The organism is Actinopolymorpha sp. B17G11 (assembly GCF_040196095.1).
Lineage (GTDB): Bacteria > Actinomycetota > Actinomycetes > Propionibacteriales > Actinopolymorphaceae > Thermasporomyces.
In genome coordinates this window covers 39189-62516 of sequence record NZ_JBEFTW010000022.1, presented here as the reverse complement: position 1 = coordinate 62516, position 23328 = coordinate 39189, and the positions used below count along the sequence as shown (strand labels likewise).

The 23328-nt window shown below is 70.6% G+C and carries 18 protein-coding genes; 11 read left to right on the top strand and 7 right to left on the bottom strand.

Annotated elements, in window-relative coordinates; genetic code table 11:
- Positions 1 to 15 precede the first annotated feature (15 nt).
- Positions 16 to 708 (bottom strand): L,D-transpeptidase family protein, encoded by a 693-nt coding sequence (locus ABN028_RS21625; RefSeq protein WP_349697875.1) that lies wholly within the window; start codon positions 706 to 708, stop codon positions 16 to 18.
- Here ABN028_RS21625 and ABN028_RS21620 point away from each other — a divergent pair.
- The 3 genes from ABN028_RS21620 to ABN028_RS21610 all read left to right on the top strand — a co-directional run bounded on the left by ABN028_RS21620 (position 701) and on the right by ABN028_RS21610 (position 7281).
- A complete protein-coding gene (locus tag ABN028_RS21620) occupies positions 701 to 886 on the top strand; it encodes a hypothetical protein (RefSeq protein WP_349697874.1) in 186 nt (61 codons plus the stop codon). The two genes, ABN028_RS21625 and ABN028_RS21620, sit on opposite strands and share 8 nt — an antisense overlap.
- A 351-nt stretch (positions 887 to 1237) precedes the next feature.
- Positions 1238 to 6304: an ATP-binding cassette domain-containing protein gene (locus ABN028_RS21615; RefSeq protein ID WP_349697873.1), complete on the top strand. Its 5067-nt coding sequence runs from the start codon at positions 1238 to 1240 to the stop codon at positions 6302 to 6304.
- Positions 6301 to 7281 carry a prenyltransferase/squalene oxidase repeat-containing protein gene (locus tag ABN028_RS21610; RefSeq protein WP_349697872.1) on the top strand — a complete coding sequence of 327 codons (981 nt, stop codon included), beginning with the start codon at positions 6301 to 6303 and terminating at the stop codon, positions 7279 to 7281. Before ABN028_RS21615 ends, ABN028_RS21610 begins: the two co-directional genes overlap by 4 nt.
- 53 nt (positions 7282 to 7334) lie before the next feature.
- Here the strand turns inward: ABN028_RS21610 and solA are convergent, their stop codons facing one another.
- The gene (gene solA, locus ABN028_RS21605) at positions 7335 to 8477 is read right to left on the bottom strand and encodes an N-methyl-L-tryptophan oxidase (protein WP_349697871.1); all 1143 of its coding nucleotides are present in this window, start codon (positions 8475 to 8477) and stop codon (positions 7335 to 7337) included.
- Positions 8478 to 8680: 203 nt separating this feature from the next.
- On the bottom strand, positions 8681 to 11203 hold the full coding sequence (locus tag ABN028_RS21600; protein ID WP_349697870.1) for a PEP/pyruvate-binding domain-containing protein: 2523 nt from the start codon (positions 11201 to 11203) through the stop codon (positions 8681 to 8683).
- 133 nt (positions 11204 to 11336) lie between these two features.
- On the opposite strand from ABN028_RS21600, the gene ABN028_RS21595 reads away from it, so the two are divergent.
- On the top strand, positions 11337 to 12071 hold the full coding sequence (locus ABN028_RS21595; RefSeq protein WP_349330955.1) for a TetR/AcrR family transcriptional regulator: 735 nt from the start codon (positions 11337 to 11339) through the stop codon (positions 12069 to 12071).
- A 67-nt stretch (positions 12072 to 12138) separates the two neighbouring features.
- On the opposite strand, the gene ABN028_RS21590 is transcribed toward ABN028_RS21595, so the two are convergent.
- From ABN028_RS21590 to ABN028_RS21580, 3 genes are all read right to left on the bottom strand, one after another.
- Positions 12139 to 13209 carry a thiamine pyrophosphate-dependent enzyme gene (locus ABN028_RS21590; protein WP_349697869.1) on the bottom strand — a complete coding sequence of 357 codons (1071 nt, stop codon included), beginning with the start codon at positions 13207 to 13209 and terminating at the stop codon, positions 12139 to 12141.
- Between the two features lie 106 nt (positions 13210 to 13315).
- Positions 13316 to 13762 (bottom strand): type II toxin-antitoxin system HicB family antitoxin, encoded by a 447-nt coding sequence (locus ABN028_RS21585; RefSeq protein ID WP_349330957.1) that lies wholly within the window; start codon positions 13760 to 13762, stop codon positions 13316 to 13318.
- Positions 13763 to 13863: 101 nt separating this feature from the next.
- A complete protein-coding gene (locus ABN028_RS21580) occupies positions 13864 to 14259 on the bottom strand; it encodes a PPOX class F420-dependent oxidoreductase (protein WP_349697868.1) in 396 nt (131 codons plus the stop codon).
- A 254-nt stretch (positions 14260 to 14513) separates the two neighbouring features.
- Here ABN028_RS21580 and ABN028_RS21575 point away from each other — a divergent pair, with 254 nt between their 5' ends.
- From ABN028_RS21575 to ABN028_RS21545, 7 genes are all read left to right on the top strand, one after another.
- Positions 14514 to 15872, top strand: coding sequence for an alpha/beta hydrolase family protein (locus ABN028_RS21575; RefSeq protein ID WP_349697867.1), 1359 nt, complete (start codon positions 14514 to 14516; stop codon positions 15870 to 15872).
- Between the two features lie 156 nt (positions 15873 to 16028).
- The gene (locus ABN028_RS21570) at positions 16029 to 17036 is read left to right on the top strand and encodes a Gfo/Idh/MocA family protein (RefSeq protein ID WP_349330960.1); all 1008 of its coding nucleotides are present in this window, start codon (positions 16029 to 16031) and stop codon (positions 17034 to 17036) included.
- A 275-nt stretch (positions 17037 to 17311) separates the two neighbouring features.
- Positions 17312 to 18211 carry an ABC transporter ATP-binding protein gene (locus tag ABN028_RS21565; RefSeq protein WP_349697866.1) on the top strand — a complete coding sequence of 300 codons (900 nt, stop codon included), beginning with the start codon at positions 17312 to 17314 and terminating at the stop codon, positions 18209 to 18211.
- Entirely contained in the window at positions 18201 to 19025 is an 825-nt protein-coding gene (locus ABN028_RS21560) for an ABC transporter permease (protein ID WP_349330962.1), read from the top strand. Before ABN028_RS21565 ends, ABN028_RS21560 begins: the two co-directional genes overlap by 11 nt.
- 30 nt (positions 19026 to 19055) lie before the next feature.
- On the top strand, positions 19056 to 20171 hold the full coding sequence (locus tag ABN028_RS21555) for a sensor histidine kinase (protein ID WP_349697865.1): 1116 nt from the start codon (positions 19056 to 19058) through the stop codon (positions 20169 to 20171).
- The gene (locus ABN028_RS21550; RefSeq protein ID WP_349330964.1) at positions 20168 to 20821 is read left to right on the top strand and encodes a response regulator transcription factor; all 654 of its coding nucleotides are present in this window, start codon (positions 20168 to 20170) and stop codon (positions 20819 to 20821) included. Before ABN028_RS21555 ends, ABN028_RS21550 begins: the two co-directional genes overlap by 4 nt.
- Before the next feature lie 123 nt (positions 20822 to 20944).
- A complete protein-coding gene (locus tag ABN028_RS21545; protein WP_349697864.1) occupies positions 20945 to 22144 on the top strand; it encodes a glycerophosphodiester phosphodiesterase in 1200 nt (399 codons plus the stop codon).
- Positions 22145 to 22230: 86 nt separating this feature from the next.
- Here ABN028_RS21545 and ABN028_RS21540 read toward each other — a convergent pair whose 3' ends face one another.
- Complete coding sequence (locus tag ABN028_RS21540; RefSeq protein WP_349697863.1) at positions 22231 to 23298, bottom strand: ArsR/SmtB family transcription factor; 1068 nt, start codon at positions 23296 to 23298, stop codon at positions 22231 to 22233.
- Positions 23299 to 23328: the final 30 nt, after the last annotated feature.

Genomic DNA, 23328 nt, shown 5'->3' with positions numbered 1-23328 from the left:
CGGCAGTTTTGCAGCTCAGGACCAGTAGACGATGACCTTGTCGCCGACGCGGGCTTCGTTGAACAGCTGCGAGAGCGTGTCCCAGCTGCGGACGTTCACACAGCCGTGGGAGCAACCGTTGTAGCCGCGGGCCGCGAAGTCGTCGGAGTAGTGGACCGCCTGGTGGCCGCTGAAGAACAGCGAGAACGGCATCCGGGTGTCGTAGAAGTTGGAGTACCCGTCGAGGACCTTCGCGCGGACCGTGAACGCGCCCTCCCTGGTAGGGCTGGACGGGCAGCCGAACCGGACGTCCATACTCAGGCGTACGGAGCCGTCGACCACCCAGCGGAGAGTACGCGTCGACTTGTCGACACAGATCGCGCGACCGGTGGTGCAGCGCGAGTCGAGGGCCGACGCGTTCGGCGCCGGCGTGGGCTTCGGCGGGTACAGCTCGGCGCGCGTCGGCGTGCGGGTCATGGCCACGAGCCGGTCCCAGGTGGCGGCGTCGACGTATCCCAGCCGCGGCATCCCACGACGGGCCTGGAAGCCGTTGACGCCCTCGCGGGTGGTGGTGCCGTAGTAGCCGTCGACCCACTCGGCGGCGAGCCAGTCGAGCTGGTGCAGCCGCGCCTCGAGCTCACGTACGTCGTCGCTGCGGTCCTCGAGTTCCATCAGCGCCTGCGGCTTCGGCTTCGGCGTGGGAGTGGAGGTCGCCGTCGGCGTGGCCATCGGAGTGGACGTCGGCGTGGGAGTCGCCGCGGCGGTCGGCGAGGTGCTGGGCGAGGCCGTCGGAGTGGGCCGCGCCGACGTCGACTTCGACGGCGTCGGGCTGGGCGTGCGTACCTGCGAAGGCACGTTCTCCCCGGCGGCTCCCCGGTCGGCGAACGACGCGAAACCGGTCCCGTAGGCCACTCCGCCAAGGGCAGCAACGGCAAGAACTGAAGAGGCGATCACGATGGTGAGCGGACGGCGGCGCATGGGCTCCCCCTGAAGTGGTGCGACATCAACAAGATGCCGGGGACCGGTGAAATGTTGCTCGTGACGATCACCAAATTGGTCACGATCTGGCCAACGCCTGGCAGTGAAGGGACGGATCGTTCCCGTGACGATGAAGGGGGCCGTACGCCGGACGGTCAGAAGCGCGTTCTACAGCAGGTCGGCCAACCAGCTGGTGCCGTCCGCGTGGCGTTCAGGTGCTGGGCGCGGCAACGGGATTGACCTGAAGGGCTGTCGGTGGTGGCGGCCTACCATGGCCGCCATGCCGGGCCGGGCGGTGGACATTCGCGGGGCGACGGAGAACACGCTCCGCGACGTGGACGTGTCGTTCGGCGCTGGCATCACCGCCGTCGTCGGGGTCTCGGGATCGGGCAAGTCCTCGCTGATCTCCGACACGCTGTTCCACGAGGCGCGGCGGCGGTTCCTGGAGACGCTGACCCTGGGTTCGCCGTGGGCGCAGCTTCGGCCGGCAAGGGTGCGCTCGATCGACGGGCTCGGACCGGCGGTCGCGGTCGCGCAGAACGTCGTCAACCGCAACCCGAACTCCACCGTCGCCACGGCGACCGGGATCCATCCGGTGCTTCGAGTCCTGTACGCGGGTTTCGCCACGCGGACCTGCTCCCGTTGCGGCAGCGATCCCGGCTTCGTCGCCACCAGTCACGAACAGCAACTCGCGTGGGTCCGCGACGCCGTCGACGGCCTGACAGCCGGCGACGAGGACCGCGACGCCACCGTTGGGCAGAGGCAGGGGCAGGGGCAGGGGCTTCACGTCGGGGGTGCTGGTGAGCAGGTGCCCGATGTCGAGGGCTCTGGTGAGCGGCGGCTCGAGGTGGTCGTTCCGCTGGTACGCGGGACAGAAGGAACCCATCGCCGGCTGCTCGACTTCCTGGCCGAACAGTTCGGGTCGGATGCACTCGACGTGGACGGCAAGGCGCTGACGACCCAGCCGGACCGCGGCCTGTCCGCCCGCCAGCCGCACGACATCGACCTCCGCCTGAAGCCGCTCCGGACCGGCGCCACCACCGACGAACTGCGGGCGATCCTCGCCTCTGTCCGAGGGCTCGGCGCCACCCAGCTGATCCTTCGTACGCCGGAGGGCGCCGCCCGGTCGATGTGCTGCGCGCCGGTGTGCCCGACCTGCGGGGAGCTCCTGCCTTCATTGCGGGCGCCCGACTTCGCCCACAGCGGCGGCGGGATGGTGCAGGCCTACCGGCTGGGCGCCCGGACCCTCGAGGACTATCTCGCTCTGTCGGTGTCCGAGGCGGCGGCCGCGCTCGGCGACTTCGGCCTGCCGCCCACGGCGTCCCGGGCGCTCGACCAGGTCCGCGTCCGCCTGGAGGCCCTTGCCGCGATGGAGCTGGGCTATCTGCCTCTCGACCGTCCGTCGCCGTCGCTCTCGCGGGGGGAGGCGCAGCGGCTTCGGCTGGCTGTCATCCTCGCGACACAGGTGGAGGACCTGCTGCACGTCCTCGACGAGCCGACGGTCGGGCTCGACGCCGAGCAGGTCGTACGCCTGATCAGGCAGCTGGCGAAGCTGCGCGGCCCGGTACTGATGGTGGAGCACGACCGCTGGGCCGTCGCGGACGCCGACGACGTCGTCGAGCTAGGACCGGGTGGCGGCGCGGAGGGGGGCCGCGTCACGTTCCAGGGGCCACCCGCGCAGTTGTGGCGTGCGGGCACCGTCACCGGCCGTTGGTTCTCCGGCCGCGAGGTCGCGCCCGTGCGTGCTCGGTCCCTTCGCGAGCCGGCAATGACCACGCTGCCCATGCGTTCGACACCCGGAAGAGGTGTCGATGCCCCTTCCACGTACTACAGGCATACCCAGCGTGGTCATTTGCCGCCGGATTCGCCGCCGTCACCGCCACCACCGTCGGCTGCGTTGGCGGCGTTGGCAGTGTTCGGGGCGTACGCACACAATCTGCAGGCGTTCGACTGCGAGATCCCGGTCGGCCGGCTCACGGTGATCACCGGTCCGTCCGGGGCGGGCAAGTCGACCCTCGCCCGCGACGTGATCGTCGCCTCGATCGACGCGGGCGAGGCGCGCGGCTGCGAGCGCTTCGAAGGTCCGCGGCTGCGGGCCATCACCGTCGACCAGAGCCCGATCGGACGTAACCCGCGGTCCAACCCGGCGACCTACACCGGGCTGGCGGGCCACCTCCGCGACCGGTTCGCCGCCGGGACCGGGCTGCCTGCCTCGGCGTTCTCGTTCAACCGTCCCGACGGCGCCTGCACGACCTGCTCGGGCATGGGTGCTGTCGAACTCACGCTGCTGCACCTGCCCTCGGAATGGCTGGTCTGCGAGGACTGCGGCGGCCAGCGGTTCGGGCGGGACGTCCTCGACGCGCGCGTCGAGCTTGCCGACGGACGCCGCTACACGATCGCCGAGGTCTACGACCTGACCATCGACCAGGCGGCACCGCTGCTCGCCGACGATCGGAAGAGTCAGCCGGTCCTGTCGGCGCTGCGCGACATCGGTCTCGGATACCTCCGGCTCGGCCAGCCCTCACCCACGCTCTCCGGTGGGGAGGCGCAGCGGGTCAAGGTGACCAAGGCGCTGACCCGCGCCCGCGCCGGCTCCCTCGTCCTCCTCGACGAACCCACGACCGGGCTCCACCCCGCCGATCTCTCCCGCCTCACCGGCATCCTCGACCGCCTGGTCGGGCAGGGGTGCACGGTGGTGGTTGTCGAGCACCACCCCGACATCGTCGCTGCCGCCGACTGGGTCGTACGCCTGGGACCCGGCGGCGGCCCGGACGGCGGCCGGCTGCTCGGCGCTGGCGCGGCGGACCCGGCGGAGCGTCCTCCCCGGGAGCCGCGACCGAGGGCCCGCGCGCGCCGCCAGCCGCGCGGATCTCCGGCGATCACGGTGACCCGCGCCCACGCCAACAACCTGCGCGACGTGAGCGTGACGTTCCCAAAGAACGCCATCACCGCGATCGTCGGCGTCTCCGGCTCGGGCAAGTCGTCTCTGCTCACCGACGTCCTCGCGGCCGAGGCGGATCGGCGCCTCCTCGAATGCCTGTCGATGTACGAACGCCAGTCGGTCAAGGAAGGTCCTGCCGCAGACGTCGAAGCGGTCGAGGGACTCGGGCCGACGGTGACGATCGGACCTGACCGGGACCTGTGGAACCCCCGGCGTACGGTCGGCACCGCGACCGAACTGAGCTTCCACCTCGGCGTGCTGCTCGCCTACGCCGGCTCCGGTGGCGCAGGTGCAGGTGGCGCCAGTGGAGCGGATGGTGCCAGTGCTGCGGATGGTGCCAGTGCTGCGGATGGTGCCAGTGCTGCGGATGGTGCCGGTGCTGCGGATGGTGCCGGTGCTGCAGGTGGTGCCAGTGGTGCGGGTGGGAGAGCGGGCGGAGCTGGCAGGGGTCGGTTGACGCCGGCGCACTTCTCGCCGGGTTCGTACGAAGCGGCCTGCCTCACCTGCCACGGCCTGGGCACGGTGCCGGAGCCCCGCCCGGAGCGGCTGATCATCCGGCCGGACGCCCCGTTGTGCAAGGGCGCGATGTACTCGCCCGGCTTCTTTCCGCAGTCGTACCTCTCCAAGCCCGCGAACCAGGGCTACTGGATGATCCAGGGACTGGCGAAGCGCTACGACTTCGATCCGTTCGAGACGCCGTGGAACCAAATGACCGACGCCGCCCGCGAGGCGTTCCTCTTCGGCGAACCTGGCGCGAAGGGCCCGCATCTGAACCGGGAGTCCTGGGTCGGCTTCTTCCCGGTCGTCGCGGGTTGGGACCAGGGCGGGCGCTACGTCGACCACGTGCCATGCCCGTCGTGCGCGGGTGGTCGGCTGCGTCCGGAGTTTCTCGCCGTACGACTGGGCGGCGCCAACCGGCAGGACCTGCACGAGCGATCGCTCAGCGCGGTGGCGGACGTGGTGGAGGGCGTACCCGTACCACCAGACGCGCCGGGGTGGGTCGCGACCTCGCGCTCGGTCGCGCTCCGCAGGTTGCGGTTCCTCGAAGGCGTCGGACTCGGCTACGTCCACCTCGACCGGAAGTCGGCTTCCCTGTCCGCCGGTGAGGCCCAACGGGTCAAGCTCGCCGGGCTTCTCGGCGCCGAGCTGACCGGCATGACCGTCCTGCTCGACGAGCCGACCCGTGGCCTGCACCCGCGCGAGGTCGACGCGTTGAGCGAGGCGCTGTGCCGCCTCCGGGATGCCGGCAACACGGTCGTCCTCGTCGACCACGATCCGGACCTGGTGGCGCATGCCGACCGGGTGATCGTCCTCGGCCCGGGCGCGGGTCGTGAGGGCGGGCGCCTTCTCCCGGAACGCTCCGCCGAGGCACGTACCCTCCTGCCCGCGCATCAGGTTGCCGACGTGCGGTCACCACGCCGAACCCCGACCGGGTGGATGCACGTCGTGGGCGCGCGGGAGAACAACCTGTCGGGCGCCGACATCGACCTTCCTCTCGGCGTACTCGCCGGCATCTGTGGGGTCTCCGGTTCGGGCAAGTCGACGCTCGGCATCGACACCCTCGCCCTGGCCCTCGACCCGCCCCGGTCCTCGACGTCCGTGGCGTACGAGAACGCCGATCCCGGCGCCCATGACGCGATCGTCGGCGCACCGCCCCGCACCGTGTGGTCGGACCAGAGTCGGTCCGGTATCCACTCGCCCGGCCAGCATCTCGGCGTGCTGCGCGCGCTGCGGCAGGCGTACGCGGAGTCCGACGCCGCCGCGGCGCTCGACCTGACCGAGAAGGACTTCGCGCCTTCGTGCGACGCGTGTCACGGGCGGGGTTTCGTCAAGCAGGACATGGGATTCCTGCCGTCGATCGAGAGCCCGTGCGATGCGTGCGACGCGACGGGGTACGCCGAGGAGGCCCGCCGGATCGTCGTCCGTGGACACAGCCTGCCGGCACTCACCCACCTGACCCTCGCCGAGGTGAGCGAGGTGTGGCAGGACCGTCCGGGTGTCGCGCGCCCGCTGGAGCAGGCCCGCGCACTGGGGCTCGGATACCTGCGCCTCGGGCAACCCAGCCACGGCCTGTCCGGCGGCGAAGCGCAACGCCTCAAGCTCGCCCGCGAACTCGGCAGAAAGACGCGGAAACCGACGCTGTTCCTCCTCGACGAGCCGACCATCGGCCTGCACCCGCGCGACGTGGCCCGGTTGCGTGTCGCACTCGACGCGTTGGTCGACGCGGGTCACAGTGTGCTGGTCGTGGAGCACGACCCGGGCCTGCTCACCGGCTGCGACTGGCTCCTCGAGCTGGGTCCCGGCGCCGGACCCGACGGCGGGCGCGTGATCGCGACCGGTACGCCTGAGGAGATCGCTCTCGGGGCGACGCCGACCGCGCCCTATCTCGCGGCGGTCCTCCCATGACGGCCGGACTCGCGGACGGGCCGGCGCTGCTCTTGTGCGATCCCTCGCCCGCGTTGCGCTACCGGGTCCTCACCGAACTGATGGATGTACCGCCAGACGATCCCGAGGTGACCGAACTGGCCCGGCTACGGGCCGCGACCCTCGAGCTCAGCGGCACGGTCGCCGATCCCAAGGCACTGGCGTTCACCCTGTGCCGGTGGGCCTACCACGGCATCGGCCGCGACCACCCGCACGTGGCTGCCGTCGCCGAGCGACTCTTCGCTCTCCAGGACGGCGACGGATCGTGGCCACTCCGGTTGTTCCGCCGCGGCAGATCCGAGGGCGTCTACTCGATGGCGCCGCTGCAGGTCGCGCTGCCGCTGCGCGGCCTTGCCGCCGCCGGCTACGCCACCGATCCTCGCGCTCAACGTGCGTACGACTGGCTCCTCGGCCACCAACTCGACGACGGGGGGTGGCCGATGGGTGAGGCGCACGGCCAGCCGGGCTTCATCGCGGGCTACCGAAAGCTGCCGGGCTCGCGGGGCTGTCGGACCACCACGCAGGGAGCACTCGCGTGCCTCGTCCTCCACGACGAGCTCGCCCACGCTCCGCGGACCCGGCGAGCGCTCGACCTCCTCCTGCAACGGGAGTCCCGCGACGAATGGGCCCTCGGCGCCGAGGTCGCGCGACTGACCGGCCGGGAGCCGCCGTCGGGGTTCGTCACCTACTACGCACGCTTCGACCTGGCGTTGGTTCTCGACATCGCGGCACGGGCGGGAGCCGCACCCGACGACGCACGGATCGCCGGCCTGGTCGAGTTCCTCGAGCAACGCCGCGGACCGTTCGGCCTGTGGGAACACCCCCACCATCCCGACCTCAGTCGCTGGCTGACCTTCGACCTCCTCCGCAGCCTCCGCCAGCTCCGGTCCGGTGACTGGTCCGGCGTCGCGCCCCGCGTACCGTTCCGGGCGTACCCGCATCGCCGGCACCGCTACTGACCACCGGTCGGCCACGCTCGCGCACAGGCAGGTGGTCGGGTCGCCAGATCGACTCAGCGGAGGAATCGGTTCGGGTCGACCACGTCGAGTTCGAGGAATGGCGCCTCGTCGCAGGCGATCCGGGCCAGCAGCTCGCCGATGCCGGTGGCGTGCTTGAACGCATGACCGCTGCCGCCACCGCCGACGACGAGCCGCGGATCGTGGTGCGGCCGGCCGACCTGGAACTGACCGTCGGGTGAACGGGTGATCATGCAGGTCGTCGTCCGGACTGGGTGGGGATGCAGACCGGGCAGCGCGGCGGTGACGATCTCACTGAGCAGGCGGTAGTCGGCGGGTGAGATCGCGCGGTCGCACTGGTCCGGGTCGATGACGGGCAGCGACGGGTCGTCGCTGAGGCCGACCTTGGACGGGTGCCCGTCGACCGCGCCGTGTCCCCAGATCCCCGTGCCGTCCGGGAGGGTACGAATGAAGACCGGGAACCGCTTCAGCTCGAACGACGCCGGATCGTCGCGGGCGTCGAACCACGTCATCGGCGTACGCACCGGCTCCAGAGGAAGTTCGGGCACGAGCTTCCCCAACCACGGCCCGGTCGTCACGACGGCCTGGCGGACACGGAAGTCGCGAGCCGCCGTACGGATGAGGACCCCGCCGGCAACGAGGTCGATGCCGCTCACGTCGGTGCGCGGATAGACCGTGGCACCCGCTTCCTGCGCCGCACTCACCGCGGCGCGCACGCCGGCCTCCGGCCGGACCACGCCGGAAAGGGGATCCCAGACCGCCATGTGGTGGTCGGGCAGGCGGGCATGCTGGGGGAAGCGGTCGGTCACCTCGGCGGCGGCGAGTGTGCGCACGGGAAGGTCGTACGTGGCGGCCGCCGCCAGCGTGCCGGCGACCACCGGAGTGTCGGGTGCGCCGATCATCAGCCCGCCCGTGATGTCGAGGAGCGGGCGCGCCGACGCCTCCTCCAGTTTCCGCCACAGACCGAGCGAGGTCTGGGCCAACGGGACGAGTGCGGGATGTTCCTTACATGCCGTACGAAACAGGCGAGTCGACCCGTGCGTGGACCCCCAGGGGTGACCCGGGTCGAAGCGCTCGAAGCCGATGACATCGGTCCCGCGGGCCGCGAGCCGCCACAGGGCACACGCTCCCATGGCACCCAGCCCGACGACGGCAATGTCGGCATCGACGCTCGGCAACCCCGCCACCTCCCGTCGCGGTGCTTGATAGGCGGGTTGCTTTCGTACCACCCCAGCTTGTTCCACGAGCGGCGAATCCGCCACCATTGGTCAACCACGGATCCAGCTGGACCAAGCCGCGCCGGCAGCGTCCGAAGTCCTCAACGTTGATCAAACACCGGCCGTCGCCGCCTCGCGAGGCAGGTCTGCGACCGGCGCCTCCGCTACCCGGTGCTGGTCTGGGCGTCCACGCGGACGACGGTTCCGTTGTCCCCGTCGACCCGTACCAGCTGCCCGTCGGTGAGTACCCGGGTCGCGTCACCGGTGCCCATCACGGCGGGGATGCCGTACTCCCGGGCGACGATCGCGGCGTGCGACGCCGCCCCGCCCGCGTCGGTGACCACGGCGCTTGCCAGCGAGAACAGCGGTGTCCACGCGGGGTTGGTGTACCGGCAGACGAGCACGTCGCCAGGGGCGAGCCGGCCGAAATCCGTCTCGTCGCGGATGATCCGCACGGGTCCGACCACGGTTCCACGGCTGGCCGGTGTGCCATGGATCGCTCCCGCCGCAGGCGTCGGCGAGCCGAGCAGCTCGGCGGGGACCACCGTGTAGGTCGCGAGGGCGGCTTCGCGCGCGGCCTTGCGGCGGGCGACGGCGGCACCGACCTGCACGTCTTGCGGTGTCGTCACCTCGTCCAGTTCGAGGTAGAAGATGTCCCGCGCGTCGGTGAGGAGGCCGCGCTCGACATAGCGCCGCCCGAGATCCAGGAGTACGCGACGGATGGCCGCGCAGGCGACCATGAACAGGTGGAAGTGGCTGTCCTCCCGCACGCTGGTGCCGGTGCGTACGGCGTCGGTCAGCTTGAGCGCGAGCGGCCCGAACACGCGGGTACGCACCTTCCCGCCGGTCAGGTCCGCGCGGGCGCGTCCAGCGCGAGCCGCGTCGTCCTGCGCGGTCTCGACGGTCGGGCGACGGTCGGCCATGGCCGGCGCGTGTCCCTTGAGCATGCCGTGGACGGCCGCCGGTGTCTCGCGCAGCGGTGGGAACCCGGCCAGTGGCTGGGCGATCTGCCGGAACCCGAACCGCCGCAGGTAGGCGTCGATCTCGTCGAGCAGTGCGCGCCCGGGCTCGGTCTCCCGCAGCCGCTCCGGGATGTCCTCGGCGGGCGTCTCGGCGTAGGTCCGCGACAGGTCGGGCGACCGGTGGATCGTGGCGGCGAGTCGGTCGAGCTCCTGGCTCGCCGCCCGGGTGACGGAGGGGATCCCGGACAGGAGGTCCGTGTGCAGCTGTTCGCCGCGGCCGCGGCCGACCGCCAGCCGGAGGACCGTCGCCAGTACACGGTCGGCGGGCAGCACCCAGGGGACGATGGAACTGAATCGGGTGAGGACCAGCTGACCCTGTACCTGTCGCAGCTCCCGCACGCGGTCGAGCAGCTCGCGGTCGGACAGCGCCGTGAGGTCCTCCGCCTCGATCCGCTCGACGAGCGGGACCAGCGTGGCGTGACAGCGCGCGAGCCAGTCCGTCGGGCGTACCCGCAGGGCGGCGATCAGCTTCGGCAGCGCGGCGGGCGTACGAATGAGCACTCGCGCCGTGGGCCGGATCCGCGGTGGAACGACCTGCACCACACCGTCGTCGATCTCGACCAGAACGTCGTCGACGTCGGGAGTCGTGAAGCCGGCGGAGCGAAATCCGTCGAGAATCGCACCCACCGCCGGCCGCAAGGACAGCCCCAGGTCCATCGGAAACGGCGGGTACGGCACGTGGTCCGCCGCGATCTGGTAGTCCGGGCCACGTCGCCTGCGCCGACTTCCCCAGCGCCCCTTCCTGTCGCGCTGGTCCGCGGCCGGCTGCGGACCTCGGCTCTGCCGCCGTGGCGGACCTTCGCTCTCCCCGCCGGCGTCCGGTGCGTCGGGCAGTGCCGTCAGCGGCCGCGCCTGGACCAGCGCGCAGCGCTCCTCGGCGTAGGCCCACTCGATGTCCTGCGGTCGACCGAACGCCTCCTCGACCCGCGTGCCGAGTTTCACCAGCTCGTCGAGGAGTCCGGGCGGAAGCGGCGACGGTGGCGATTCGGCACTGTCGACGAGTTGGCCTGTGCCCTTGTCCACCTCCAGGTGATGGCCCGTCGCCTCACCGGAGACCAGGGCTTCACCGAGCCCGCGGACAGCCTCGATCACCAGTCGGTCGCGACGTCCGCTGACCGGATTGGCGGTGAACGTCACGCCCGCCCACTCCGCGTCCACCATGGTCTGGACGACGACCGCGAGGGCGAGGCCGCGTTCGTCCCAGCCGTTCTGTGCGCGGTAGGCGACGGCCCGGGGGGTCCACAGCGAGGCCCAGCAGTCGCGCACCGCGGTGAGCACCGACTCCTCGCCCGTGACGTCGAGGTAGGTGTCGTGCTGTCCGGCGAACGAGGCGTCGGCCAGGTCCTCTGCGGTGCCGGACGAACGCACGGCGACGGGCCCGGAGCCCAGCTCGCGGTAGGCGTCGCGGATCGCGTCGGCGATCGCGCCGGGAACAGGCCCGGTGGAGATGCGGTCCCGAAGCTGGTCGGCGTGGTTGCCGGCGAGTTCGCTGCTGGCGAGGGCGTTGGCCTCCAGGAAGTCGGTGTAGGCGTTCGTCGTGACCACGAATCCCGCCGGGACCGGGAACCCGGCGCGGATCAGCTCCGCGAGGCCAGCTCCCTTGCCGCCCGCCAGCCTGACGTCGTAGGTGTCGGCGCTGTCCAGGCGTCGTACGTACGTGACCATGGCGACCCTTCCGAACCGGCTTGAATCCGGCGGTTACTCACCCGACAGGTCATTCTTCATCGCATGGTGGAGTTTGTTGGACGTTACCAGCAGTTCACCCGTACTTCAACAAGCGATGAAGTAACATGCGGCCGTGACGAACGAGGCGGGCGGCACGGACCGCTCGCGAAGGTCCCCACCTCGGCGGCGTGCCCAGCAGGGTGAGGCCCAGCAGGGTGAGGCCCAGCAGGGTGAGGCCCAGCCGAGCCAGCGTGGGCAGGGTCAGCGCCGGCCGGGCCGCTGGCGTTCCGGGGCGGAGAGTCGGGAACGCATCCTCACTGCCGCCCGATCGACGTTCGCGCGGTACGGCTATGACCGGGCGACCATCCGGCAGATCGCAGCCGAGGCGCGGGTCGACCCGGCGATGGTGCACTACTTCTTCAGCACCAAGTCGAAGCTGTTCGCCACAGCGATGGAACTTCCGGCCAACCCCGCGGACCGCGTCGCCGCACTGCTCGAAGGCGGGCTCGACGAGCTAGGGCCACGGATCATCCGGCACTTCCTTCAGGTCTGGGATGACGCCGGCAGCTTCGAGCCGATGTACGCCCTGCTGCGGTCGGCACCGACCGACGACCAGTCGGCGGGACTGCTGCGGGAGTTCGTCCAAGGGGAGATCCTGGGGCAGGTCGCGCGGGTAATCGGTACCGACGACGCACCCTTGCGTGCAGAACTCGTGGGCTCACAACTCATGGGCATTGCCCTTGCGAGATACGTCGTACGGATCGAACCTCTGGCGTCGGCGAGTCCCGACACGGTCGTCGCGTGGCTCGGACCCACGTTGCAGCGCTACCTCACCGACCCGACGCCGCCGCCCGAACCGTTGGCGTGACGCGCCGGGCCGCTCGCGCGAACAGGCGGGAAAGTCGCGTGATCGGCGGCCCTGTCGGCCGCAGCACTCAGGAAGCCGCTTTCCGTGCACAAAGGGCGCAGCTGTCCGGACCCTCGCGGTGGCTGTCCACGACATCACGCACCGCGTCGTTGACCCGGTAGGTCGCCTCGGCGTGGATCTGAGCCATGAGTGCGTCATCGACGAGGCCGCGCTCTCGTAGTGCCTGTTCGTAAGTCGTGACTGGATCCTGGACCGCGCCCGCGCCCGGAGTTGCTGCCTCGGGCGGGCCGGCCCACATCGTCTGCACCTCGACGAGGAAGGGACCCTCACCTGCCCGGGCCCGTCGTACCGCACGTCCGGCGGCCGCACAGGCGGACTCGACCGCGACACTCGTCACGCAGACACTCGGGATGCCGTAGTCATGCACGTGCCCGGCGGCGAGGTCACCGGTGGACTCGGATGCGGCGGCGAGGCGGTCTGTGCAGAGGAGAAAGACGACCGGCAGCTTCCACAGATGGGCAAGCTGCGTCGCCGACCGGAAGCCCTCCTCTGTCGACGTGGCCTGGTCCACGATCGCGACCGCGACCCGATGCGAGCCCTGCTCCTGATAGCCGAACGCCCGTCCCAGGGCGGGAAGATATCCGGCGCCTTCCGCGCTCGGACCCGACGTCCGCAGGCCGAGGACCGACCATGGAACGCCGCCCTCGGATTCCTCCGGCGACTGATGGCCGTGCGCGGTTCCGATCGCCTCGCCCACCACGCAGCGCAGGTCGATTCCCCGCGCGATCGCGAGATAGTGCGGTTGCCGTGGTGCGGTGACGGAGTCGTCGGAGTTCAGGTGTACGCCGAACCCTGCCGCCATCGGCTCGCAGCCGAGCAGACTGCTGCGCACACCGTTCCGCCGGACCGGCCCATCTGCGTCGGCCCGCCCACCTGCGCCGGCCCGCTCGGCCACGTCGGTCCGTCCACCGGTGCCGGACTGCCACTCGCGCGCCCTGGACGGTACCTGCACCGCCGCGGTCGTCGCCCGCCTCGCGTCGGCCTCGCGCCGGATCGCATCGTGGAATGTCCGGAGCAGGACCATCGTTCGCAGCAGATCGACCCGCACGGCGTCATCGAGCGCCGGGTCCTCGTGCATGTCTACTCCCTTGCTCCTTCTGTGAAGAAACGGTCAGCGCAAGGGGTGGGTTGCGCAATGGGGACAATTCGTCCGGTTTTGTTCCTGCGACGGCGGGTGGCGATCATCAGCTGGCCCTCGGCTGTGTACGTGTGACCTGGGAGATCCGTTGCGGGCTGACGCCGAGCATGATGGCCGCGTCGCGTACCGACACGTGCTGTGCCACCAGCCGGCGTGCCGTGGCCGTGGTCGAGGAGTGGATGGCGTCGGCCAGTTCGCGTGCCCTGGATCGGAGTGCGCGGACCCGGGCGGCTTCGTCGTCGAGTACGCGGTCACCGGTGTGGAAGTGCCAGTCGAGGACGAGAGAGGACCCGGTGTCGTCCGGAAGCCGCGCCGTCCGCACGATGATTTCCCGCACCCGGCGGTTGAGTGCGGGAAGCGTGCGCGCGGTGGTCTGGGCGCCTTCGATGCCTGGCACGTCGGCATGCCAGGTCGTACCGTCGCGGGAAACCACGACGCGATACGTCGATTCGGTGATGTCGGCCAACCCCTCGTGACGAACGTGAGTGCCCACTCACGTTCGATTCGCCCGCCGTTGCCTGCCGGGGTGCCTCGTATGTCTAGCCGGTAGACAGGAGGGCGTCAAGCCATCGCAATGGGCCTGCCGGGTCGTGTTCAGGGCCAGACGTGGTAGGTCTCGACGTCCAGCCAGGCGTCGAACCTCGGGTATTTTCGCTCCGGATAGGGCTTGCCGGTGTAGTGCCTGGCGAGTCGGTCGATGCCGGCGAGATCGGAATCGGGTTCGAGGGTCACGGTGCCCTGAACGCTCACGTGCCGGTACCACGAGTCGCCGTCCAGCACCGTCAGGGAGACGCGGGGGTTGGCGCGGATGTGCTCGAGGCGCTTCCGCCTGGCGTCGAGGTTGAGCAGAATGCGCTCGCGCTCGTCGTCCCAGAGATACCAGGTCGCCACCGAGACGGGCGTACCGTCCGGGCGGACAGTGGCCATGACGGCCGGGTTGGGCTGCTTCAACAGCTCGATGACGTCAGGGGAGAGTGGCGGCTTCGGCATGTGGACTCCTTCGTACGTCTGGAAAGTCGGACGCCGGTAGGGCGCCATCACGACAGGCGAACCACTCTGCCCCGCCGGGCTATTCCAGGGGCGTCGTCGGGTCCGGCAGGTGTGGGAGTGCTGGTGAGTGGGGAACCGAACGCACGGTTGCGCCATCGGGCAGTGAGGGTGCCAGGCGGGCTACAACCTTCGTCGCATCCGGCGGTGACCGTTCGGCGGACGCCCGAAGCAGCGTCGCCACCCAGGCTGGGACCATGACCCTCACCAGACGACTCCTCCTCACCAGCCTTGTCCTCGTCCCGACAGCCACCATCTCGGCGTACGCCATTCCCGCTCCCCCAACGACCGCGCCCGCTTCGGCAACGACCGCGCTCGCTTCGGCAGGCACCGCCGCCGACTCGATCCTCGGCTCGCCGTCGTCGGCGATCCGGGAGCGTGCAGGCGTACGCGCGGAGGAGTCGCTGCGCCCCCGCCTGCCCGAACCCACCGGACCGCATCGCGTCGGCACCACCGAACTCCACCTGGTCGACCGCGACCGCCGCGACCCGTGGGTGGCGGATCGGCAACGGGAGCTGATGGTCGGCGTGTGGTACCCGGCGCGAGCCAGCTGGCCAGGGGAGTCACCGACGACTCCGTACTTCCGGCCGTACGCCGCCGAGGCTTTCGGCGCGAGCGCCGACATGCAGCTCGGCCTGCGCCCCGGACAGGTGGACTGGGCGGGGATCCGTACGCACGCACGGACCTCGCCACCCGTCCTCGCCCGACCCGGCGGCCGCCCCGTTGTGGTGTTCTCGCCGGGCGCCCGCATCCCCCGTGCGCTCGGCACCGTGCTGGTCGAGGAACTGGCCAGCCGTGGTTACGTCGTGGTCACCGTCGACCACACCCACGAGGCGCCGGTGGAGTTTCCCGACGGCCGGCTCGAGCTGCCGGCAACGTTCGACGGCACGCCCACGGAGCGGAACCACGTGGCGCTGGCAGCGCGGGTCGCGGACGTGCGCTTCGTCCTCGACCAGCTTGGCGTGCTCGCGGCGGGTGGCAATCCCGACGCCGACCGGCGGCGACTACCGGACGGTCTCGGCGGGATGCTCGACCTGACCCGGGTCGGGATGTTCGGCCACTCCGCGGGCGGGTTCGCCACGGCTGAGGCGATGCTGGTCGACCGGCGGATCGACGCGGGCATCGACATGGACGGCAGCATGGCGTACAGCTTCGAAGACAACGACCTCGGCGATGTCGTCGGGCACGGTCTCGACCGGCCGTTCATGCTCATGGGTGCGGGCCTCACCAGCGGGCTGCCACACACCCACCGTGACGCACCTGAGTGGCGCGAGTTCTGGGCGAACTCGACCGGGTGGAAGCGGGACCTGTACGTCGCCGAGGGCGAGCACTTCACGTTCGCTGACCAGCAGGTGCTCCTGCCACAGATCGACGCGGCCTATGACGTGCCGCCCGAGCGGGTGTCGGGGTCGATCGGCACGGTGGACCCGGTACGGGTCACGGCCTCGGTGCGGGCGTACGTCACGGCCTTCTTCGACCAGCACCTGCGGCACCGGCACCAGCGCCTTCTCGACGGGCCGTCGCCGCGGCATCCGGATGTGACGTTCATCCGCTGAGCGCACTGGTCCGCCCGCGAGAGGCGCCGGCCCTCCGGCGAGATGACTGACCGGTCCAGGACCGCCCTGTGGCCGGGCCGTGTTCCGCGGGCGGGATGTGTGGAAAGGTTTCCACACATCTGTGTCCTGGACCGAACGACAGATGTGGGAGGGCCGATGGGACGGCTTCGGGTTGGCGTCGTCGGGTGTGGGGGAGCCGCGACGGGGCACGCGCAGACGATGGCCAGTACGGCGGAGTTCGAGATCGTCGCGCTGGCCGAGCCCAGCCAGTCGAATCTCGAGCTGTTCCGATCGCGGGTTCCGATGGTGGCGGAGGTCCCGTCCTTCGCGTCCGCCGAGGAGATGTTCGAGGCGGTCGAGTTGGACGCCGTCACGGTCGTCACTCCCCACACACTGCACTTTCCGATCGTGATGAGCGCGATCAAGCGGAGCCTGCACGTGCTGTGCGAGAAGCCCCTCACGTGTACGGCGAGAGAGGCGCGGGAGATCGAGGCGGCGGCCGAGGCGGCGGGCGTCACCGTGATGGTGCGGTACCAGCGCCGCTTCGATCCTGCGTACACCTTCATGCGGGAGACGATCGCGGGCGGCGAGCTGGGTGAGCTGCGTTCGATCATCATCACGTGCGGGCAGCGGTGGCTGACAGGCACGGCCGGCACGTGGCGGCAGGATCCGGCGCTGTCCGGCGGCGGCATGCTGATGGACAGCGGCTCCCACCTGGCCGACATGCTGCTCTGGCTCGTCGACCGGCCGGTGGCGTCGGTGTCGGCCCTCGTCGACCAGGTGGGGTCGCCCGTCGACATCAACACGACCGCGACCGTCGCCTTCGCCGGCGGCGTCCAGGGACAGCTCGCCGTCGTGGGCGACCTGGCGACGACCTGGATGGAGACCGTCGTCGTCTCCGGGTCGGACGGGCTGCTGCGCTACGAGGTGGAGCCGCAGCATCCGTGGCGGACGGGGCGGGTGACGTTCGCGCGGGGGAAGTCGATCGAGCAGCGGCTGGACCTTCCGCGCACGCCCGACCTGCACGAGGCCTGGTGGTCCGCGATCAACGGGGAGACGCCGAACCCGGCGCCGCCGGCGGCCGGGTTGCGGGTCGCCGAGCTGAGTGAGGCTATCTACCGGTCGGCCAGCCTCGGCGAGACGGTCCGCCTCGACGGTCGATAAGGGCGGGTCCATCCCGCGCTAGCGGCTGCACCGGGCCCTGTCGTTCATGATCATGCGTGGGAAACTGTGGTTTCTGGCGCTGGGGAACGCCCCTTTCCCACGCATGATCATGAACCGCACGCCCCGCACCGTCTCCCAGGGACGTACGTACGCCTGCGACCCGCTGCGTACGCCTCCCGCGTGGTCAGGCGGCCGACCGCTACGTCGAGTGGCGTAGCGACGGAGCCGCTTCCCGAGTGACGCTCGCCGAGGCAGGATCGGGGAGCCTCGATGGCATGAGAAATCCCGTCGAGACCACCGCGCTGACCAAGCGCTACGGCCGTACGCCGGCGGTCGAGGAGCTCAGCCTGACCGTCCAGCCGGGCGAGGTCTACGGCTTCCTCGGCCCGAACGGCGCCGGCAAGACCACGACCCTGCGGATGCTGCTCGGACTCGTCCGACCCACGAAGGGCAGCCTGCGGCTGTTCGGCAACCCGCCCGGAGCAGGTCACCTCGACCGGGTGGGAGCGCTGATCGAGGGTCCGGCGTTCTATCCGTACCTCTCCGGCCGGGACAACCTGCGGGTGCTCGCGCGCCACGCGGGTGTCGCCCGACGCCGCGTCGACGACGTGCTCGAGACGGTGGACCTGGCTGAGCGGGCGCGGGACCGCTACGCGAAGTACTCGCTCGGCATGAAGCAGCGCCTCGGTCTCGCCGCGGCCTTGCTGAAGGACCCTGACCTGCTGATCCTCGACGAACCGACGAACGGCCTGGACCCGACCGGGATGGCCGACATGCGTGTCACCCTCCGCAGACTGGCCGACGCCGGCCGGACGGTGCTGCTGTCGAGCCACCTCCTCGGCGAGGTCCAGCAGATCTGCGACCGCGTGGGCGTGATCTCGCGCGGCCGGCTGGTGGCGGAGACGACCGTCGCCGATCTGGGCAGCGGTGGCGCTCTCCGCATCGTCGCCGACCCGCTCGACGTGGCGCGCGATCTCGTCGCGACGCTCGCCGGCCCGGACCTCGTACGCGTCGACGGCGAAGCGCTGGCGGTGGACATCGACGCCGCCAAGGCCGCCTGGATCAACACCGAACTCGTCCAGGCCGGGATCTCCGTCAGCGAGGTCCGCTGGAGGGAACCCGACCTCGAAAAGATCTTCCTCGAGCTGACAGGAGAGCCGACCCATGTGGGGTAACGTCCGCGCCGAACTCGCCAAGCAGGTGCGCCGGCCCGCCGCCTGGCTGCTGCTGGCCATCGGTGTGCTGCTGAGCCTGACGTTCGCCTATCTCATTCCGTACGCCGGTTATGCCGGTGGCACCTCGGGCCCGCCGAACAGCGACCGTGGGCTGGCCGCCATGGTGCCGGATGCGTTCGTCGGGAACGCGATCGGCGGGACGCCCGTTTTCGTCGGGGCGCTCGCGCTGATCTTCGGGGTCCTCGTGACGGGTAGCGAGTACGCCTGGGAGACGTGGAAGACCGTCTTCGCGCAGGGGCCGTCCCGGTGGAGTGCGTACGCCGCCAAGCTGGTGACGGTCGCCGCCGGGTCGCTCGTCCTCGTCGGCGCGCTCGTCTGCGTGTCCGCCGCCGCGAGCGCCCTCGTCGCCGTCGTGGAGGACCAACCGCTCGACTGGCCGAGTGCGACCGACATCGCGCTCGGAGTGGGCGCCGGCTGGCTGGTCACGATGATGTGGGCCGCGTTCGGCGTGCTGCTGGCCGTCCTGCTGCGGTCGGTGGCGCTGCCGGTCGGGCTCGGACTGGTGTGGCTGCTCGCGATCCAGAACCTGCTCGCCGCCATCGCGGCCCCTCTGCTGGACTGGGTGGCGGAACTGCAGAAGGGCCTCCCCGGTCCGAACGCCGGTTCCCTCGTCGCGACGCTCGGCGCATCGTCGGACACGCCAGGGGTGGCCGAGCTCGTCGGGTCGGGCCAGGCGACCCTCGTGGTCACGGCGTACCTGCTGGCGTTCACGATGGTCGGTGGCTGGCTCCTGCATCGCCGCGACATCGGGTAGCACCGGACATCCAGTGAGGACTGCGGACAGATGAGACTCTCGAGATCGCTGATCGGCGACATCGCCCTCGCGCTCGTCCTCACCGTGGTCGGGCTCGGCGGGACGACGTCGGCGAATGCGTTCATGTCGCCCGACCGCCCGATCGACGCCGTGGGCTTCGGCCTGGTGATCGCCACTGCACTCGTCCTGTCCGTACGGCGGCGGTGGCCGCTCGTCACGCTGGCAGTGGCGACGCTGTGCTCGTCGACCTATCTCGTGCTCGGTTATACGTACGGACCGATCCTCTTCTCCTTCTTCGTCGCGGTCTACACGGTGGCCCGGCATGTGCCGCTCGCGCGGGCCTGGCCGCCGTGCGCGCTCGCCCTGGTGATCCTGCTGGCGCACATCTTCACCAACAGTGCGTCGCTGCCGGGGTTGCTCGGCGTCATCCCCGGTTCCGCGTGGGTGGTGGTGCCGTTCGCGATCGGCGTGACCGTACGCCTGACTCGTGAGGCAGCGGCTCAGGCCCGCGCCGAGACGGTCCGCCAGCACGTCGACGAGGAGCGGCTGCGGGTGGCGCAGGAGGTGCACGACGTGGTCGGCCACGGGCTCGCGGCCATCAAGATGCAGGCCGACGTCGCCCTGCACGTCCTGCCGAAGCGCCCCGAGCAGGCGGAGGTCGCGTTGAACGCGATCAGCCGGACCAGCACCGCGGCCCTCGACGAGCTCCGCGCCACACTGGCGGTCGTCCGGAGGACCGGAGCGGATCCCGAGCGGACACCCGCACCCGGCCTGGAGCGGCTCGACGAGCTTCGCCAACGCATGAGCGACGCCGGAGTCGACATCCACCTGGAAACCGACGGCGAGCGCCGCGCCCTTCCGGCGGCCGTCGAACTGGCCGGTTACCGGGTCGTCCAGGAGTCGCTGACGAACGTCCTCCGGCACGGCGCGGCGAAGGTTGCCAGCGTGCGGATCGGTTACCAGACTGACGCCGTGACGCTGGCGATCTCCAACCCCGCGGGAGCCGTACGCAGCCGCGGCGGTGGGCTCGGCATCCCAGGTATGCGGGAGCGCGTCGAGGCACTCGGCGGGGAGTTCACCGCCGGACCCACCGACGATGGACAGTTCATGGTGCGGGCGTCGATCCCGACAGGAGGTGCGGCGTGATCAGGGTGCTGATCGTCGACGACCAGGATCTGGTCCGGTTGGGCCTTTCGACTCTGGTGGACAACGAGGACGACCTGGATTTCGCGGGCGAGGCCGGTGACGGGCTCGGTGCCGTTGCCGCCGCACGGGACCATCGGCCCGACGTCATCCTGATGGACATCCGGATGCCCGGCGTCGACGGGCTCGAGGCGACCCGGCGGATCTGCGCCGATCCCGAGCTGGCGGGTACGAAGGTGATCGTGTTGACGACGTTCGAGCTCGACGAGTACGTCTTCGACGCGTTGCGCTACGGCGCAAGCGGCTTCCTGCTCAAGGACACCAAGCCGAGCGAGCTCCTGCAGGCGATCCGGCTCGTGGCCGAGGGAGGCGCGCTGCTGTCGCCGTCGGTGACGCGACGGGTGGTGCGGGAGTTCGCGTCCCGGTCACCGCGCGCGGTCAAGCCGCACCCGCAGCTCGACACCCTCACCGACCGCGAACGGGAGATCGTCGGCCTGGTCGGCGAGGGACTCAGCAACGACGAGATCGCGGAGCGGTTGGTCGTGAGCCCGGCGACCGCGCGTACACACGTCAGCCGGGCGATGATCAAGCTCGCCGCGCGGGACCGCGCCCAGCTCGTGGTGTTCGCCTACCAGTCCGGCCTCGTCAGCTAGTGGCCGTTGTGCTGCAAATGACCACGCTGCCCATGCGTTCGGAACCTGGGATAGGTATCGGCACCTGTCCAGCTACCGGGGGCCTGCTCAGCGTGGTCATTTGCAAGAGCAGGGGAGATGTCGGTGATTGCTGCGCACCGAGGCGCGTCCGGTGACGCACCGGAAAACACCTCTGCCGCATTCGAGGAGGCGCTCGCCCAGGGTGCCGACGTCATCGAACTCGACGTACGACGGACCGCGGACGGGGAGCTGGTCGTCTTCCACGACGCGAACCTGAGGCGGACAACCGACGCCACACAGGTGTTTCCTGATCGTGCACCGTGGCGGGTGCGTGACTTCACCCTTACCGAGCTGCGGCGCCTCGACGCCGGTGGCTGGAACGACGAGCGGTTCGCCGGTCAACGGATTCCCACCCTGGACGAGACGATCGACCTCGTGGGCGACCGCGCCCGGCTGCTGCTCGAAATGAAGCGACCGTCGGAGGACGAGGGCCTGGTCGCCGCGGTGGCGGCATGCCTCGACCGGCATGGTCGCGGCGGTCCGCTCGACGCCTCCGGTGACAGCGGCAGGTTCGTGGTGGCGTCGATCGAACGAGAGTATGCGTTTCGCTACAAGGAACTTCGTCCCGAGGCCACGGTGGCGGCGTTGACGGTACGCGCGGACACGGACCTGGCGGAGCTGGAAAGGATCGCCCAGTACGCCGCGTTCATCGGCACGGGGCAGGCGCGGTTCCCGCAGGAGCAGGTCGAACGCGTCCAGGCTCTCGGTCTCGGTGTCCTCACCAACACGAGCACGGCCGCGGACGTGCGCGAGATGATGCCGCTCGGTATCGACGGCGTGATCACGGACCATCCGGGCCGGATGGTCACGGCGCTGCGGGAGGAGCGGGCGGTCTGGATCGAGGTCGAGTCGCTGGAGCCAGGGTGCCGGTCCAGCTGTCCGGTGGAAGTCCAACCCAACAAGGGGATGAACGGCGGCAAGTGGTCGGGCGACGCCCAGCTGCTCGTGCGGGCGACAGGCCCTGGCGACACGGTGGAGGTCGCCTTCGACACGGGTGGACTCGGATCCCGCAACCTCGGGTTGACGCTGGGCGGATCGCCCGCCGGAGGCATCCATCAGCTCTCGCTCGACGGTGAACCGCTCGGCCCGCCCGTCGACACCTACCGTGCCTCGGTGGCTCGGCAGACGCTGACCTTCCCCCACCTCGTCCTGGCCGAGGGTGCGCACGTGCTCCACGCCCTCGTGACGGGGCGGCATTCCTCCTCGACCGGGTTCGACCTCGGGCTCGATGTCCTGGAGCTCCGCGCGGCGGTGGCCAAGTAGCTGGAACGCGACCGCGACACCCTGCCCGACAACGTGCGGGAGATGCTGGAGTAGCGGTTGAACCTCGACTCTGCGGGCCCCGCTCCTCAGCTGGTGTGGGCCTGCTCGTCAGCGGGCACCGCCCGCTCGCGGGACCTCGAGCCCGCTTCGTCGTGGTGGTCTGGGCCGGCCAGCAGGTGGTCGCCCAGAGGTGTACGCATGGAGAGCACCTCGCGTCCGACCCGCTGGGAACGGACCAACCCCGCCGAGCGCAAGGCGGCGAGCTGCTGGGCCACGTGACCGGCGGCGATGCCGAGCTCACCAGCCGCCGCGGTCGTCGACACCGGTCGGGACAGGGCCGCGAGCAACCGGGCCCGCGTGCGTCCGAGCACCGCGACGATCGGTGCTGGGACACCCTTGCGCGGCTCCCACACCTGGGGCACGTCGTGGGCGCGGTACCACACGGTCGGTGGGCTCGGCGGATCCGTCGCGCCCCCGAGCCGATGACCGGCGAAGACCGACGGCATGAGGACGAGGCCCTCGTCGTTCATCGAGACCTCGGCTGAGAAGGGCCGGCGTACCTCGAGGGTGTCCCGTCGCCAGCGCACACCGTCGGGCAGTCCGGCGAACGCGAGGCCCGGCCCACCCCGCGCCAACGCCCGTGCGCGGCGGGCGACGTCGGCCTCCAGACATGCCCGGATCCGCGGCCAGTCAGCCCGTAGGGCGACGTCCCAGAATGCCGCGAGTTCCTCGGCCGCGCGGTCCCGGACGAGCCCGGGCGCCCGGATCAGGGCACGGGCCTCCGCCCATCGATGCCGGCTGGTGCCGGGCGTGAACCAGTGTTGGATCAGTCCGAGCTCGGTGCGTACGCGCGTCAGGGGAGTACGCCGGACAGCGGACAGCTCGGCGTCGATCGACTGCGGCTCCCGACCCGCGGGCGGAGCGAGGAAGTCGGGAGTGTAGTTGTGCGGTGGGATCAGGGCGTAGAGAAACCGCAGGTCCAGGTCGGATCTGTCGATGGCCTGCTGAGTCACGCGACGCCACGAGGCGTAGACCGGATGGTTGGCGCGGGTCAACGGATGCAGGAGCCGCAGAGCGTTGCGGGCTTCGAGAAGCGGCGAGTAGCCGAACCTGGTCTCGGCCAATGACGTCGCGGTGAAGACGTACCGGATCACGGCTGATGATTCTGCCTCAGCAGAATCATT

Coding starts and splice junctions, on each gene's coding strand:
- ABN028_RS21625 (WP_349697875.1), bottom strand. CDS start 708: ATGGCCACGCCGACGGCGACCTCCACTCCCACGCCGAAGCCGAAGCCG.
- ABN028_RS21560 (WP_349330962.1), top strand. CDS start 18,201: ATGTGGGGTAACGTCCGCGCCGAACTCGCCAAGCAGGTGCGCCGGCCC.
- ABN028_RS21615 (WP_349697873.1), top strand. CDS start 1,238: ATGCCGGGCCGGGCGGTGGACATTCGCGGGGCGACGGAGAACACGCTC.
- ABN028_RS21590 (WP_349697869.1), bottom strand. CDS start 13,209: ATGCACGAGGACCCGGCGCTCGATGACGCCGTGCGGGTCGATCTGCTG.
- ABN028_RS21565 (WP_349697866.1), top strand. CDS start 17,312: ATGAGAAATCCCGTCGAGACCACCGCGCTGACCAAGCGCTACGGCCGT.
- ABN028_RS21610 (WP_349697872.1), top strand. CDS start 6,301: ATGACGGCCGGACTCGCGGACGGGCCGGCGCTGCTCTTGTGCGATCCC.
- ABN028_RS21570 (WP_349330960.1), top strand. CDS start 16,029: ATGGGACGGCTTCGGGTTGGCGTCGTCGGGTGTGGGGGAGCCGCGACG.
- ABN028_RS21600 (WP_349697870.1), bottom strand. CDS start 11,203: ATGGTCACGTACGTACGACGCCTGGACAGCGCCGACACCTACGACGTC.
- ABN028_RS21580 (WP_349697868.1), bottom strand. CDS start 14,259: ATGCCGAAGCCGCCACTCTCCCCTGACGTCATCGAGCTGTTGAAGCAG.
- ABN028_RS21575 (WP_349697867.1), top strand. CDS start 14,514: ATGACCCTCACCAGACGACTCCTCCTCACCAGCCTTGTCCTCGTCCCG.
- ABN028_RS21555 (WP_349697865.1), top strand. CDS start 19,056: ATGAGACTCTCGAGATCGCTGATCGGCGACATCGCCCTCGCGCTCGTC.